The sequence below is a fragment of the Francisella sciaenopsi genome (genome assembly GCF_045862875.1).
Classification (GTDB): domain Bacteria; phylum Pseudomonadota; class Gammaproteobacteria; order Francisellales; family Francisellaceae; genus Francisella; species Francisella sciaenopsi.
In genome coordinates, this window is the sequence record NZ_BTHG01000007.1 from 159622 (window position 1) to 174167 (window position 14546).

Sequence of the window (14546 nt, forward strand, 5' to 3'; positions counted from 1 at the left end):
ACAAAATGGATAACAAAATTATAGAGTCTATAGCTTGGCAAAAAATGGATAATTTAGTTCCAGCTATTATTCAATCAGCAATTGATAATAGTGTCTTAATGCTAGGCTATATGAGTAAAGAGTCTTTAGAAAAGACTTTAGAAATCGGCAAAGTTACTTTCTATAGCCGTAGTAAAAAACGCTTATGGACTAAAGGCGAAGAGAGTGGTAATTTTCTTGAGCTAAAAGATATAGCAGTCGATTGCGATAATGATTCTATACTTATAAAAGCTATACCATACGGTCCAACTTGCCATACTGGTAGTAAATCATGTTTTACTCAAGATGAAGAAAATAGCTCTTTGTATATAATAGATAAATTAGAAAAATTAATTGCTGAAAGAAAAGACTATTTACCTGAGAATAGTTATTTAACTAGTTTATTTAAAAAAGGATTACCAAGAATTGCTCAAAAAGTTGGCGAAGAAGGTGTAGAAGTTGTAATTGCTGCAATGAAGCAAGATTCAGAAGACGAACTAATTTCTGAGACAGCAGACTTATTATTTCATTTATTAGTTCTATTGAAGGAGAAAGAGATTTCATTAGAGCAAGTTTGTCAGAAGTTGGTTTCTCGAAATACTTCTAATTAAGTTATAATTGCTATTTGAAACTAACCCAAAATTTACTTATATGAAAATAATAATTCGTATCTTAACGATTACACTTTTGGCTTTAATTACTACATCAGTGTACGCAGTGCCTGCTAAAGGTACATTTACAGCAGAGTCATCGTGTCAAGCATATATATCAAAAAACAAAATGACTAATCCTGATAATACTTATGTAATTGCAGGGCAAACTTATTCTATTCAGGAAAAAAATAAAGATACTAATTCAGATTGGTTTAGAGTATTTATTTCAAATGCTAGCGAAAGTCAGTCACGCTGGGTAAGTAGTAGTTGCGGTATAGCGGATATTGAAGAAGGAGGCGATACTCCTGCTAAACAATGTGTCCAAGAGCCTGGACTTGCTGATAGCTATGTATTAGCTTTAAGTTGGCAGCCGGCATTTTGTGAGACTTATGGCTTAAATGCTGGAAAACAAGAGTGTAAAAATCTACCTGTAGATAGTGTAGCGGCTAAGAGTTTTTCGCTACATGGATTTTGGCCAAATCAAGATACTTGTGGTACAAATTATGGTTTTTGTGGTACTCAGAAACAATCTGATTTTTGTAATTATGCTCCATTAAATTTAGATGATAAAACTGTAGAGTTACTGCATAGTGTGATGCCAGGATATAATGACTCTTCATGTTTACAACGCCATGAATGGTATAAGCATGGAACTTGTCAATTACATGATCAAAACCAATACTATACTCAAGCAGCTACTTTTGTAAATCAAATAAATGATTCGAAATTAGAGCAGTTATTTAGCCAAAATATTGGTAAAGATATAACTATTGAACAGTTTGATAATGCTTTTAATCAAAGTTTTGGGGTTGGTACTAGTAGTAAAGTATATTTAAATTGTAAAGATGGTATGCTAGTTGATGTGTATATATCGTTACCGAAAAATGCTGATGAGCCAAACCAAAAAGATTTGTCTGTTTTGCTAGCTAATGCGCCAAATGCTAACCAAAGTACATGTCCAAATACATTTAAAATTTCTAATTTTTCTCATTAGTGTGAATTAGTTCTATTATAAAATATTATCTTTATAGTTTTGTAGTGATAGCACATTGTACTGTCTTATAATATCCATAATAAGTATTTGACCGAAATCAAACTTGTTAGTCATACTACGGCTTTGACCGTAATATCCATTGATAAAGTATAATTTTTTTCTATAATTTTTGGATTCTCGTGAGCTAGATTATGAATAAGCTTTTTAACCTTTTTCTTTTTGGATTTTCTTGTATTTAGATTAAAATTGTTTCAATAAATTAGTCTAATTAATAAATAAAACCAAGTGTTAGGTTTTTCTGAAATAAGGTTATAATTAACATTTTTTCTCAAAAGAACAGTATTATAAGCCAACAGTAATTTCCTTTAATATTAAAAGTGCAAAAAAGGGTACTAGAATGATTCTTGTTCCAATTCGCTTTAATTTATAAGAAAAAGATGCTGATTCATTATTTAATTCATTGAAGGTATAAAACATATACTTAGTTTGATAAAGAGATTTTACGTTAATTATAGTGTTATTTAGCTTTGGTGCAGAGGTAACTAAGTATGCTTTAATGCTTTCATTTTTTTCTAAATTAGCTAGAGCTACACTATAGGGTTTATTGTAATAATAATTATAACGAGTATTATTTGTAGTATTTAGCAAAATATTATTTTGTTTTTGAGTTTTTGCTATGTATTCATAATGAATATTATCAGTAATTTTATCTACTTTGGTGAGAGATATTATATGTAATTTCTTAAAGTTTAAGTTCAAGAAGTCTTCAGAAGAAACTTCTTTATTTTTATTACCAGCCTCTAAATTTGTATAATAGCAATCTTGTTTACTGTTCCATAAATGCTCTTTACAAAAATATACCGTATATATAGAAGTATCTTTTGCTGGATTACTAATATCTGTATGCTTAGTTTTGACCTTATAATAGATATTGTCAGCATTTCTAATAAACTCTTTGAGCTCTTTGTTATTTTCAGTTGCGAAAGCTAAATTACAGAATAAGAGTACTATTATGATTGAGATTGAAGTTTTATACATTGAAATTAAGATCTTGTTGATTACAACCAAAAGTAAATCAGAATAGTTATATTAAGTCAATAAACTACTGTTTATCAAATCTTTATCCATCAAATGACTTGGTAATACATTTGATAGAGAGTTTAGAATATTACTTGGTACCTTTGGATTTTCATGTGCTAAATCTTGGATAAGTTTTTTAACTTTCTTTCTTTTAAGATTTTCTTGAGATCCACATAGATTACATGGAATTATTGGGAAATTTTCTTCTTCAGCGAACTCTATGAGATCACGCTCTTGAACTAATACCATTGGACGGATTACAGTATTTTCACCATCTTGAGTAATAAACTTAGGAGGCATAGATTTAATTTGCCCCTGATATAGAATCGACATTAGTAATGATTCGATCAAATCATCGCGATGATGTCCTAGAATGACCTTATCCATTTTATGCTCTTTTGCATATCTATAGATGTTACCACGGCGAAGCCTCGAGCATAATGAACAATAAGTCTTACCCTCTGGAACTTTATCTATCACTACACCATAAGTATTTTTTGTTTCAATCTCATAGGATACACCTAGATTATCAAGATATTTTCTAAGTTGACTATCATCCCAACCAGGTTGAGACTGATCTAATGTATACACATGAAGATCTATATCATAAGTTTTATCTTCGATTAGCCCATGCAAAACTTTTAATAATCCGAAAGAATCCTTACCTCCTGATAGACATAGCATAACCTTATCACCTTTTTCGATAAGCTTATAATCAGCTATAGCCTTAGTAATATAGTGACGTAATTTTTTTTCAGTTTTGCTTATTTTTATTTCAGTCATTTTATCTATGCGCCTTCTTAAAGATTCTATCTTTTTCGCGAGCCCAATCTTTATCTTTTTCAGCTTGGCGCTTATCGTGAACTTTTTTACCCTGAGCGAGAGCTATTTCAACTTTTACACGAGGACCTTTCCAATACATAGCCAAAGGCACACATGTAAATCCTTTTTGCTCAATTCGTCCCATGATCTTGTCTATCTCACGGCGATTAAGTAGCAGTTTACGATTTGCTGAAGCATCAGCTACCACATGAGTGGATGCGGACAATAGAGGAGTTATTAGACAATTAAAAAGCCAAGCTTCGCTACGCTTGATATGCACATGACTATCTATCATCTGTACTTTACCAGCTCTGATACTTTTTACTTCCCATCCTTGTAGTACTATCCCAGCTTCAAACTTCTCTAAAATAGTATAATCATGGAAGGCTCTTTTATTTCTAGCAATAGTTGCTGGAGAAACCTTATGTTTACTCATAACTTTATTATTTTTTGTAAAAGATATACAATGTAACGCTATATATTATCAGCAAAACACAAAAGATTAAATAAATGAATAAAGTTAATAAATCTGCAATTGTTAATTATACTGCTTCACAGATGTATGATCTTGTAAATGATATTGAAAGCTATCCTCAGTTTTTACCAATGTGCTATGATATAGAAGTTTTTGAGCATACAGAAACAGAAGCAAAAGCATCTCTAAAAATCAAATCTGGATTTGTGAAATTGGATTTTGCTACACATAATACAATGGTTAAAGATCAGCATATTCATTTAAATCTTATGAATGGTCCATTCAAAAGTTTAACAGGTGATTGGAAATTTGAACCTCAAGATGAAAATTCATGTAAGGTATCATTGGACATGGAGTTTACCTTTGAAAATAAATTTGTTGAAATGGCTCTTGGACCAATATTTCGTGGGCTGGCAGATAAGATGTTAGGGGCATTTTGTAAACGTGCAGAAGAGGTTTATAAATAGTGAAAGTAGAAGTCATTTATGCTTTACCGAATGAGCAGAAGTCTTTTTATGTTGAATCTGATGATTCTCTGACTGTTAGACGGGCGATTATTCAGTCAAAAATCTTAGATACTTATTTTGAACTAGAGAGTCTTGAAAATCTTAAAATTGGTATCTATGGACAAATAGTCGATTTAGATCATGTTCTTGAGGCTAGAGATAGAGTTGAAATATACAGAAATCTAACTATTGATCCAAAACAAGCCCGTATGCTAAGAGCAGAACAAAAGCGTAAAAGAGAAGGCATCAGAGGTTTTGGTGCGTAATAAAAAAATAGCTATTGTAGGAGCTGGACTAGCAGGTTGTTCATTAGCTTATGAATTAAGTAGAATCCTTAACTTTGATATAACTTTATTTGATAAAAATTCTGATATTGCAATCGAAGCTTCTGGGAACTTTGCGGGAATTTTAGAACCTTATTTAACTTCAGATAATAATTTTTCAGATCAGTTTCATACACTAGGTTATAGTATATTATTAGAGTTTATAAATCAGTATCGTAATGATATAGAAATTTGTAATCAGGGTGTCTTGCAAATATTAAGTGATGAAAAAGAACTAAATAGATATCAAAAGATTTTTACAAAAAGAGAGATAGATGATGATTTAGCTAGATTAATATCTCCTCAAGAGCTTTCAGAATTGCTTGGTAAAAATACTCCTAACAAAGCTGTATATTATCTTAATGCTGTATCAGTGGTACCTAAAAGTATTTGTCAGCTATGGCTTAAATTATCAAATGCTAAATTAAAATTAGATAATGAGCTTTTAGATATTAAGAAATTAGAGAGTAATACTTGGCGATTAGAATTTAATAATTTTACTGAAGATTTTGATATTGTAGTGTTTGCGGGAGGGTATCCATTATTTAAAAATATTTCTCTGCTACAAAATATTCCAGTATATCCATCACAAGGACAGTTAACAGTTATCAAAAGATGCTTTGATATCTCAAATAATATTATGGATAAAGGATATATAATCCCTAATTATAAAGATAATCTACAAGTTATTGGAGCAACATTTCGAGATAATAATGATACTAGTGGAGATATAAGACAAAAAGATAATACTTTTAATATTAATCAAATTAAGCAAATATTTGATGATAAAAGTTACAATGTTGAAATCGTTAATTCAAGAGTAGCTACGAGATGTGTAACTTCTGATCATTTACCACTTATTGGTAGGTTGGCAGATTATAATAGTTTCGAACAAGTTTTTTATAAGCCTCTGTCTAAAGGCTATCCAAAATCAAAAATGCCAAAGATTGAGTATCAAGAAGGCTTATATGTATCTTCAGGATTTGGCTCAAAAGGTTTATGTTCATCATTATTAGCGGCTAAAATTATCACAGCATACATAACAAATCAAAATCAAAAATACTCGGATAAATTATTAGAAGCACTTGCTATAGAGCGTTTTTGGGCTAGAAGCTTCAAAAAAGGTATAAAATTTTCATAAAATATTACTTCAGTCTGTGTTTATATAGCGATTATTGGCTATAATTGTGAGATTTTTTAAAATCAATTTAATAAGTTCATGAAATTAAAAATAAAAAAGAGTATTTTGTTACTCGCCACTATCATAGCATTATCAGGTTGTTCAATTAAATGGGAGACATCAGTTAATGATAGAGATCCTTATGAGAACTATAATCGTAAGATGTTTCATTGGAATAATGAATTATATGAGGATCTAACTCCTGTAGCAAAAGCTTATAATTTCATTATGCCAGAAGCAGCACAAACAGGTATATTTAATTTTTTTCAAAATCTTTTTGAGCCTAGTCGAGTAGCTAATGATCTTTTCCAAGGTGAGTGGGGATATGCGGGTGATGATAGTATGAGATTTTTGGAAAATACGACTCTTGGAGTGGTAGGTATTTTTGATGTAGCTGGTAGTAGGTTTGGATTGCCAATGCGCTATCATCAAGATTTTGCAGTTACCCTCCATAAATGGGGTGTATATAAAAAAGGATATGCATCACCATATATTGTTTGGCCAATTTTTGGACCAGGTACTATAGAGGGTGTTAGTGATGGTGTTGATGCTATGTTTAATCCACTTTCGTATTTATTTTTAGCTCCAGGAGTAGGTACATTTACAGCGTATGCTGTAAACTATAGTGTCTATGGCTTATACTATACAAATCAAGGTGTTTCATATCTGCCAGCATATTCAAATTTAGAAGAAGTATCGGTAGATCCATATACAGCTATGAGAAATGCTTATATCCAAAATTATGATTATGGTATGGCAAAAGTTCTCAAACAAAAAGATCCTTCACTTGATGGATCTCAAAATGATAAAGCAATACTAAGCGTTTTGGGTATCAACAACACTAATGCTAAATCAGAGGTTGCCTATAGTGATGAGAGTTTTGTTCAGGCATCTCAAGATACTCCACCAGTCCTAAAAAGTAGTCTTGCTAATGTAAATAAGGTTGCTGAAGTCTAGTCTAAAGTTATACACAAGTTTTAAAAAATATCTTTTGTTTAGCTTAAAAGGTTTTTTTAAAATATCGTTTTTTGTTATCTTATATGTAATATGTTTAAAAAATAGTTACTGAGGTTCATTAGTGAAAAAACTATTTGTAAGTTTAATGTGTTTGGTAATTTTTTTGCCAAATTTAGTTTTGGTTGCTGCTCCAGTACCAACAGGTTATGATTTTATCCCTATTCAAGAAGAGATGCAAATTGCTCAACCAGTTGTTGCAACCCATGGTATGGTTTCTTCTCAAGAGGCCTTAGCGAGTCAAGTCGGTTTAGATATTCTAAAACAAAGTGGTAATGCTGTAGATGCAGCTGTTGCGGTTGGCTTTGCTTTGGCTGTTACATTACCTAGAGCTGGTAATATAGGTGGTGGTGGTTTTATGATTGTCCACTTACAAAATGGCAATAAGAACATAGCTGTAAATTATCGTGAAAAAGCTCCTGCAAAAGCATCTAAAGATATGTTTTTAAATGATAAAGGAGATGTTGATTATGCTAAAGTTTCTGGTTCATATAGCGCTTCAGGTGTTCCTGGCACTGTTGCTGGTTTAGTGGATGTACAACAAAAATATGGTAAATTGAAATTATCACAAGTTATTGCTCCAGCTATCAAGCTTGCTGAAGATGGTATCCCAGTAAGCTATGACCTAAATCAGTCGCTTATAACTGCAAAACCATGGCTTGAAAAATCACCAGAGGCTATGAAAATTTTTTACAAGAAAGATGGCTCTGCTTATGCTGTTGGAGAAATCTTAAAACAGCCTGAACTTGCTAATAGTCTGAAGCTAATAGCAAAACAAGGTAAAAAAGCTTTCTATGAGGGAGATATCGCTCATAAGATAGCAGATAGTATGGCGAAAAATGGTGGTCTAATAACATTACAAGACTTGAAAAATTACAATGTCGAAGAAATGAAGCCACTTAAAGGGACATATCGTGGTTATACAATATATTCTATGCCTCCACCAAGCTCAGGTGGTGTGATCCTGATAGAGTTATTAAATATTCTAGAAAACTTCCCATTAGCTGATTATGGTAACAATAGTGCTAAAACTATTAATCTTATGAGTAATGCAATGAGCTATGCTTATAATGATAGAAATTCTGACTTAGGGGATCCTGATTTTGTTAAGATGGATTTAGCTAAGTTCTTATCTAAAAAATATGCAAAACAGATTGCACAAAAAATCACTACAGACAAGCATATTCCAAGTAAAGATATAAGTACAGTTAATCCAGAAAACCGTGAAAAACTTCAGACTACTCAATTTAGTGTAGTTGATAAAGATGGCAATATGGTATCTAATACTTACACACTTAACTACTCTTATGGGAATGGTATTGTTGTACCAGGAACAGGCATTCTATTAAATAACGAAATGGATGATTTTGCAGCAAAAGTAGGTGTTGCAAATGTGTTTGGTTTAGTTCAAGGTGAAGCTAATACAGTTGCTCCAAATAAGCGACCATTAAGTTCAATGACTCCAACAATTGTTCTTGATAAATATGGTAAGCCGTTTTTAGCTACAGGCTCACCAGGTGGAAGTCGTATTATTACAACAACATTGCAGGTGATTTTAAATATCATAGATTATAATATGAATTTGCAATCAGCAGTTAACAATCCTCGTATGCATAGTCAACTATGGCCAGAAGAGATAGGTGTAGAGCAGGGTATATCTGTAGATACTATCAATTTACTTAAGAAAATGGGTAATACTGTAACTCTTTATGCTGCTATGGGTGCTGCTGAGTCTGTAATGTCTGATGGACAGTATGTTTATGGTGCTGCAGATCCACGTAGAGGTAATGCTTTAGCGATAGGTTATTGATCGAAATATCATGTTAAAAATAAATAAAATCTTATATTTAGACTTAGTTTTTCAATAGAGGAGAAAGTATATTGATATTTAATAAGCTTAGTTCATCGATCTTTAGGGTTGTTGTAATAGGAGTCATGTCAATATTTCTTTATCAATTATCATATTCAAATATTATAAAAGTAGATAAAGAACTTACATTATCTGAAAATAATATCAACTATATTGCTACTATACACCAACCAAATGTCAAAGCTATGGCTATCAATAGTGATAGTACAAAGCTATATTCAATTTACTATAATTTTGGTCAGTTATGCGTCAATATTACTAAGTTATCAGCTTCTATTAGTTCAGCTAGTACTCATAGCAACTGCTTTGATAGTATTGATAGTGAAGACAATCATATTGTTGATATGCTAATAAATAAGTTTGGAAATGCTTTTTATTTATTTTCAAAGCATGATATTACAGCTTATAACATTTCACCCATTTCAGACAAGATCAAAGGTAGATTGTTTAACTATCATATTGATTCGAATATTATTCAGGTTATTCCTTCTATGAATTTAGATTTTATCTATGTCCTTACATCATCTGAAAACTCAAGTTCAGGGAAGCTATTAACTTATAAAGTTGATAAAAATGGACAGTTTGACAAAATTTCTGAAGAATATCTAAATTTTAAACCTATTGAGATGATGCTAGGCAAATATAATATTTATATATCAAGTAATAAAGAGATTTATAGATATAGTTTTGACTTAAAAAAAGATATTAATAAAAGTGAGAGAGTTGTATCTATCAATGATGGCGTACTCGAAAGTTTTGATATTACTGAAGATACTGATACAAAAGCTAAATTAGCTGTAGGAATTAGAAAAGTAGATTCGATTAATAATCAAGAACATGGCGTTTATAGATTATATAACTTAGATGGTTTTGTGCAGCTTCAAGAAGAGGAATCTCTTGACAGAGTACCAGTTAAAGTAGTTTATAGAGTAGCAAAAGAGCCTCTGATTTTATATGAGAAAGCAAAACTTAAGATTATCGGTGACAGATACATGAGTGCCGAAACTCTTGAACCTTTGAGAGAGGGTACATTAATTGCATTAAATGTTCGTAATAATATGAACGGATATAGTTCAAATAGTGTTATAGATGAGAATGTATGTGTTATGACTTTTTGCTCTAAATTTTTTGCTGTAGCAACTAAAGGTGATATTTATGTTTTTAACGTAATTGGTTAATAATACTTTTGGACAGTAAAATCTTATATATACCTCTTATCATTTAGGTCAATGTTTAAAACATTTTTACATTTATTAATCTCTTTAATTTACAAAACTAGGTTTTACTAATGCAAAAATAGATATCTGCTATTTATTTTTGTCTATATACAACCCTAAAGAACTCTTATTTACAATATAGTTGAAAATTGGAATTTATTAATCACATTAAATAGAGGTGTTACGAATGAGGACTAGTTTAACTTTATTATTTTCAATATTTTTTGTGAATTTAGCATGGGCTGACTTAGAAGGAGGATTAAATTTTTGTGTTTATTCAAAAGATAAGCCTGAGCATGAGTATAATGTTCAAGTAATACAAAATGAGTATAGGTGTGCTGATACGCCAAATAATAATCCTTATGTAATAACTTTCCCTGTAGCTGGTCAAAAAGGAAATATTGTAGCGAATATACAGGTTAAAGATAAAGGGCTAAACTGTACTAATTTTGAGAATGGTCGAGGTAAAGGGATTCATTTTTATATTTCTACTTCTGATATATTTAGTGCCAGATGTGTAACTTCAGAATATGATAGCATCACTATAGATATGCGAGTTAGTTATGATGCTCCTGTAAAACAAAATATTGCGCATATCTCATTAGGAACAGGTGGACCAGCTGGTCATAATTATGAGCTTAAAGCTTGGAAAGGAATAGCTAATTATAGAGAAGATAGATCTTGGAGAAATGGGACATACCCTACTAGTACTTTACAATTATCTACATCTAAAGATTTATCTGGAACAAATACTCTTAATTGTCCAGATGGTATATGTACTAATGGTATTTTACCTGGCACAGTATCCTATGTAATATGGGCTCCTAATGATGACATGTAAGTATAAGAAATTATTTAAGGAGATTAGTAATATGAAAAGAAGAATTATATGGATTTTATTATTTAGTTTTATTAGTCCGATATATGCTGAAAAAGCTGGTAGTCAAGCAGTAGTGTCTATAACAAATAATTTATCAAATCAGATACGTAGTGGCTCTGGTGGAAGTGGTGATATGAAAACAACATCTGCTAGGGAGTGGATATCATCTAGAGGGAATCTCAAGTTTGTAATTGAGACGGCAGATAATGATCATCCAGGTGAGGCATACGATTGGATTCAGGTGATTGATGATAGCAATAAAAAATTTTTAAATATACGTTTTACAAAAATAAATGAAGATGAACCTTGTGAAAGTAAGCTTAGATCTGGAGCTGAGAATATATGTATTAGAGGAGATTATAATGAATTAGTTTCTAGTTATGACCTTACAGATGGTACAAATGTTACTGTTGAAGAAGGAGAAGTTATTAGTGAATATCAGCCTATACATGTAGATATTACTGTTAATTCAGAGGAGGGCTGGAGAAGCTTTGATAGTATAAATGAAATAGATGGAGAACCGGATGTAAAAGTAAGCAATAATATCTAAAGATTATTTAGTACTTATTAAATCACAACTAATACTAGTCATTTTTATTTGGAGTTGCTGAGCTTCCCGCAAGTATTCCACCATCTACATTTAATTCAATCCCTGTAACATATTTTGATTCATCAGATGCTAGATATAAAGCTGCATAAGCTACATCTTTTGCTTCACCCATTTTCTTCAAAGGTATATCCTGAGCAATAGTTTTAATAGCTGCTTGTTTTTGATCTTCATCTTTTGGTAGCATCTCATCCCACATTGGAGTCAATATGGCTCCTGGATGAATTGAGTTACACCTAATCCCATAATTCATATTAGCACAGTACAAAGCAACTGATTTTGTATGATTCCTTACAGATGCCTTACTCGAAGCATATGCAACAGCCTGAGGTATACCTACAAGTCCAGAGCGGGAAGAAATATTAACTATACTTCCGCCATTTTCTTTCATAAGTTTGATAGCATATTTACACCCTAAGGCTACACCATCAGCGTTTACAGCATGGACTTTTCGCCAAGAATTTATATCTAAATTTTCAGGGTCATGAGGACCTGAACTCTCTATAAAACCTGTAATACCAGCATTATTAATTAAAATATCAAGTTTACCAAATTTAGATATAATATATTTGCTAATACTTATCCAATCATCTTCAAAACTAACATCTAAGTGTTTATATTCACAATTTGATGAGTTAATGTCATTAACAGTTTGATTACCTAAGCTATCATTTATATCTGAAACAATGACATTAGCTCCCTCACTAGCAAATAGTTCTGCAATGGCTTTACCTATTCCTCTAGCAGAGCCTGTTATTAAAGCGACTTTATTTTCTAATCTTTGCATATTAAATTCCTTATGGATAAAAGCTTTAGGTAAAAAAGAAAAGAATTAGTTTGAAAGAATATATTTTATTAAAGCGTACCACGAGATGCTTTTTTACGATCAGATTCTGTTAGATGTTTTTTTCTTAACCTAATAGACACTGGAGTAATTTCTACAAGTTCATCATCTTCGATAAACTCAAGAGCATATTCAAGAGTCAATTTGATTGGAGTAACTAGAGTAAGAGCATCATCTTTACCAGAGGCACGAACGTTAGTTAGCTGCTTACCTTTACAAGGATTTACAGCCAGATCGTTATCTCTACTATGAATACCTATAATCATACCTTCATAGACTTCAGTACCATGACCGATAAACATTTTACCACGCTCTTGAAGATTCCAAAGAGCATATGCTAATGCTTTACCAGGTACCATAGAAACTAGAGTACCATTTTGGCGAGTTTCTAGAGTTTGTTTCTTCATTGGTCCATAATGATCGAACACTTTGTTTAATATACCTGATCCAGATGTAATAGTAAGGAATTCTGTATAGAAACCTATCAAACCACGCGATGGAATAATAAACTCAAGTTTTACACGACCTTTTCCATCAGGTTCCATATTTTTAAGCTCGCCTTGACGTAAGCCCATGCGCTCCATTACAGTACCTTGATGTTCTTCTTCGACATTTATAATAGCCTGTTCATATGGTTCATGTTTTTCACCATCAACATCTTTAAAAATTACATGCGGACGAGAAACGGCAATTTCGTAACCTTCACGACGCATATTCTCTAGTAAAATAGAAAGATGAAGCTCGCCACGACCTGATACTTTGAACTTATCAGGATCATCTAGTTGTTCAACCCTTAATGCTACGTTGTGAATTAACTCTTTTTCTAGTCTATCTTTGATTTGTCTAGATGTTACAAATTTACCTTCTTTACCTGCAAAAGGAGAGTTGTTTACTTGGAAAGTCATGCTGATAGTAGGCTCATCAACAGAAAGAGCAGGTAATGCTTCAACATGATCAGGGTTACATAAAGTATCAGAGATCTTTAGACCTTCCATACCTGTTACACATACTATATCTCCAGCACTAGCTTCTGGTACTTCGTTTCTTTCTAAACCAAGATAGCCTAATATTTGTAGTACACGACCATTTCTTTTTTCACCTTTAGCATTCACGATAGTTACAGGAGTATTTGTCTTGATACGTCCTCTTTGTATACGACCGATACCAATAGTTCCTGTGAAGCTAGAATAATCTAAAGATGATATCTGCATTTGGAATGGCCCATCTTCGTCTACAGCAGGATGCTCAACGTTCTCTATTACAGCCTTGAAAAGATCTGTCATATCTTCTTTTTTCTGATCAAGATCATTAGTTGCCCAACCATTAATTGCAGAAGCATAGATAATAGGGAAATCTAATTGCTCATCAGTTGCACCTAATCTGTCAAAAAGGTCAAATACTTGGTCAACAACCCAATCAGGACGAGCACCATCTCTATCAATCTTGTTGATAACTACGATAGGTTTTAAACCTTGAGCAAAAGCTTTTTCTGTTACAAATCTTGTTTGAGGCATAGGACCATCAACAGCATCAACTAGTAGTAGTACAGAGTCAACCATTGATAGTACACGTTCAACTTCACCACCAAAGTCAGCATGTCCCGGAGTGTCTACGATATTAATCCTATAGTTATTCCATTTTAGGGCAGTATTTTTTGCAAGGATTGTGATTCCTCTTTCCTTCTCAATATCGTTAGAGTCCATAACTCTTTCAACTTCAGGACCACGGTTTTTAAGTGTTCCTGATTGTTGTAGTAATTTATCAACCAATGTTGTTTTACCATGGTCAACGTGCGCAATAATTGCAATATTTCTTAAATTTTCAATCATTAGGGATACCTATTTTTATAAAATCACCAACAATTATAGACTAATAAGGCGTAAAAGTACCTAAAAAAATAGATACTTTAGTTTGAAAGTGGTTTCTATTTTTAACATATGCAATAGAAGATTATCTTTCTAAAAATATATCAGAGTAAATAATTTTTTATAATGAAAAAGTTTTGCATTCTCTAATATTCAAGTCGAAATAATGGCTGATTTGGAGTTATCAATATAATTTTG

At 31.9% G+C, this 14546-nt stretch carries 15 protein-coding genes; 10 read left to right on the forward strand and 5 right to left on the reverse strand.

Features of this window, described 5'->3' with window-relative positions; genetic code table 11:
• Nucleotides 1-5: 5 nt before the first annotated feature.
• Both hisIE and ACKTR7_RS09170 read left to right on the forward strand, forming a co-directional pair.
• Nucleotides 6-629 (forward strand): bifunctional phosphoribosyl-AMP cyclohydrolase/phosphoribosyl-ATP diphosphatase HisIE, encoded by a 624-nt coding sequence (gene hisIE, locus ACKTR7_RS09165; protein ID WP_407878010.1) that lies wholly within the window; start codon nucleotides 6-8, stop codon nucleotides 627-629.
• Nucleotides 630-669: 40 nt separating this feature from the next.
• Complete coding sequence (locus ACKTR7_RS09170; RefSeq protein ID WP_407878011.1) at nucleotides 670-1665, forward strand: ribonuclease T2 family protein; 996 nt, start codon at nucleotides 670-672, stop codon at nucleotides 1663-1665.
• Between the two features lie 342 nt (nucleotides 1666-2007).
• On the opposite strand, the gene ACKTR7_RS09175 is transcribed toward ACKTR7_RS09170, so the two are convergent.
• The 3 genes from ACKTR7_RS09175 to smpB are packed head-to-tail and all read right to left on the reverse strand — an operon-like array spanning nucleotide 2008 to nucleotide 4003.
• Nucleotides 2008-2703 carry a hypothetical protein gene (locus ACKTR7_RS09175; protein ID WP_407878012.1) on the reverse strand — a complete coding sequence of 232 codons (696 nt, stop codon included), beginning with the start codon at nucleotides 2701-2703 and terminating at the stop codon, nucleotides 2008-2010.
• 51 nt (nucleotides 2704-2754) lie between these two features.
• Nucleotides 2755-3528, reverse strand: coding sequence for a tRNA 2-thiocytidine(32) synthetase TtcA (gene ttcA / locus ACKTR7_RS09180; RefSeq protein WP_407878013.1), 774 nt, complete (start codon nucleotides 3526-3528; stop codon nucleotides 2755-2757).
• Between the two features lies 1 nt (nucleotide 3529).
• A complete protein-coding gene (gene smpB / locus ACKTR7_RS09185) occupies nucleotides 3530-4003 on the reverse strand; it encodes an SsrA-binding protein SmpB (RefSeq protein WP_407878014.1) in 474 nt (157 codons plus the stop codon).
• A 74-nt stretch (nucleotides 4004-4077) separates the two neighbouring features.
• Here smpB and ACKTR7_RS09190 point away from each other — a divergent pair, with 74 nt between their 5' ends.
• From ACKTR7_RS09190 to ACKTR7_RS09225, 8 genes are all read left to right on the forward strand, one after another.
• On the forward strand, nucleotides 4078-4509 hold the full coding sequence (locus tag ACKTR7_RS09190; protein ID WP_407878015.1) for a type II toxin-antitoxin system RatA family toxin: 432 nt from the start codon (nucleotides 4078-4080) through the stop codon (nucleotides 4507-4509).
• A complete protein-coding gene (locus ACKTR7_RS09195) occupies nucleotides 4509-4814 on the forward strand; it encodes an RnfH family protein (protein ID WP_407878016.1) in 306 nt (101 codons plus the stop codon). The genes ACKTR7_RS09190 and ACKTR7_RS09195 overlap by 1 nt, the downstream gene beginning before the upstream one ends.
• Nucleotides 4804-6012, forward strand: coding sequence for an FAD-dependent 5-carboxymethylaminomethyl-2-thiouridine(34) oxidoreductase MnmC (gene mnmC / locus ACKTR7_RS09200; RefSeq protein ID WP_407878017.1), 1209 nt, complete (start codon nucleotides 4804-4806; stop codon nucleotides 6010-6012). The genes ACKTR7_RS09195 and mnmC overlap by 11 nt, the downstream gene beginning before the upstream one ends.
• A gap of 78 nt (nucleotides 6013-6090) precedes the next feature.
• Nucleotides 6091-7008: an MlaA family lipoprotein gene (locus ACKTR7_RS09205; protein ID WP_407878018.1), complete on the forward strand. Its 918-nt coding sequence runs from the start codon at nucleotides 6091-6093 to the stop codon at nucleotides 7006-7008.
• 145 nt (nucleotides 7009-7153) lie between these two features.
• Nucleotides 7154-8875 carry a gamma-glutamyltransferase gene (gene ggt, locus ACKTR7_RS09210; RefSeq protein ID WP_407878037.1) on the forward strand — a complete coding sequence of 574 codons (1722 nt, stop codon included), beginning with the start codon at nucleotides 7154-7156 and terminating at the stop codon, nucleotides 8873-8875.
• Between the two features lie 125 nt (nucleotides 8876-9000).
• The gene (locus tag ACKTR7_RS09215) at nucleotides 9001-10113 is read left to right on the forward strand and encodes a hypothetical protein (protein WP_407878019.1); all 1113 of its coding nucleotides are present in this window, start codon (nucleotides 9001-9003) and stop codon (nucleotides 10111-10113) included.
• A 226-nt stretch (nucleotides 10114-10339) separates the two neighbouring features.
• Nucleotides 10340-10993, forward strand: coding sequence for a hypothetical protein (locus ACKTR7_RS09220; protein ID WP_407878020.1), 654 nt, complete (start codon nucleotides 10340-10342; stop codon nucleotides 10991-10993).
• A 31-nt stretch (nucleotides 10994-11024) separates the two neighbouring features.
• Nucleotides 11025-11582: a hypothetical protein gene (locus ACKTR7_RS09225; protein WP_407878021.1), complete on the forward strand. Its 558-nt coding sequence runs from the start codon at nucleotides 11025-11027 to the stop codon at nucleotides 11580-11582.
• A gap of 34 nt (nucleotides 11583-11616) precedes the next feature.
• On the opposite strand, the gene ACKTR7_RS09230 is transcribed toward ACKTR7_RS09225, so the two are convergent.
• Nucleotides 11617-12426, reverse strand: coding sequence for an SDR family NAD(P)-dependent oxidoreductase (locus ACKTR7_RS09230; RefSeq protein ID WP_407878022.1), 810 nt, complete (start codon nucleotides 12424-12426; stop codon nucleotides 11617-11619).
• 68 nt (nucleotides 12427-12494) lie between these two features.
• Complete coding sequence (gene typA, locus ACKTR7_RS09235; protein WP_407878023.1) at nucleotides 12495-14312, reverse strand: translational GTPase TypA; 1818 nt, start codon at nucleotides 14310-14312, stop codon at nucleotides 12495-12497.
• Between the last annotated feature and the right edge of the window lie 234 nt (nucleotides 14313-14546).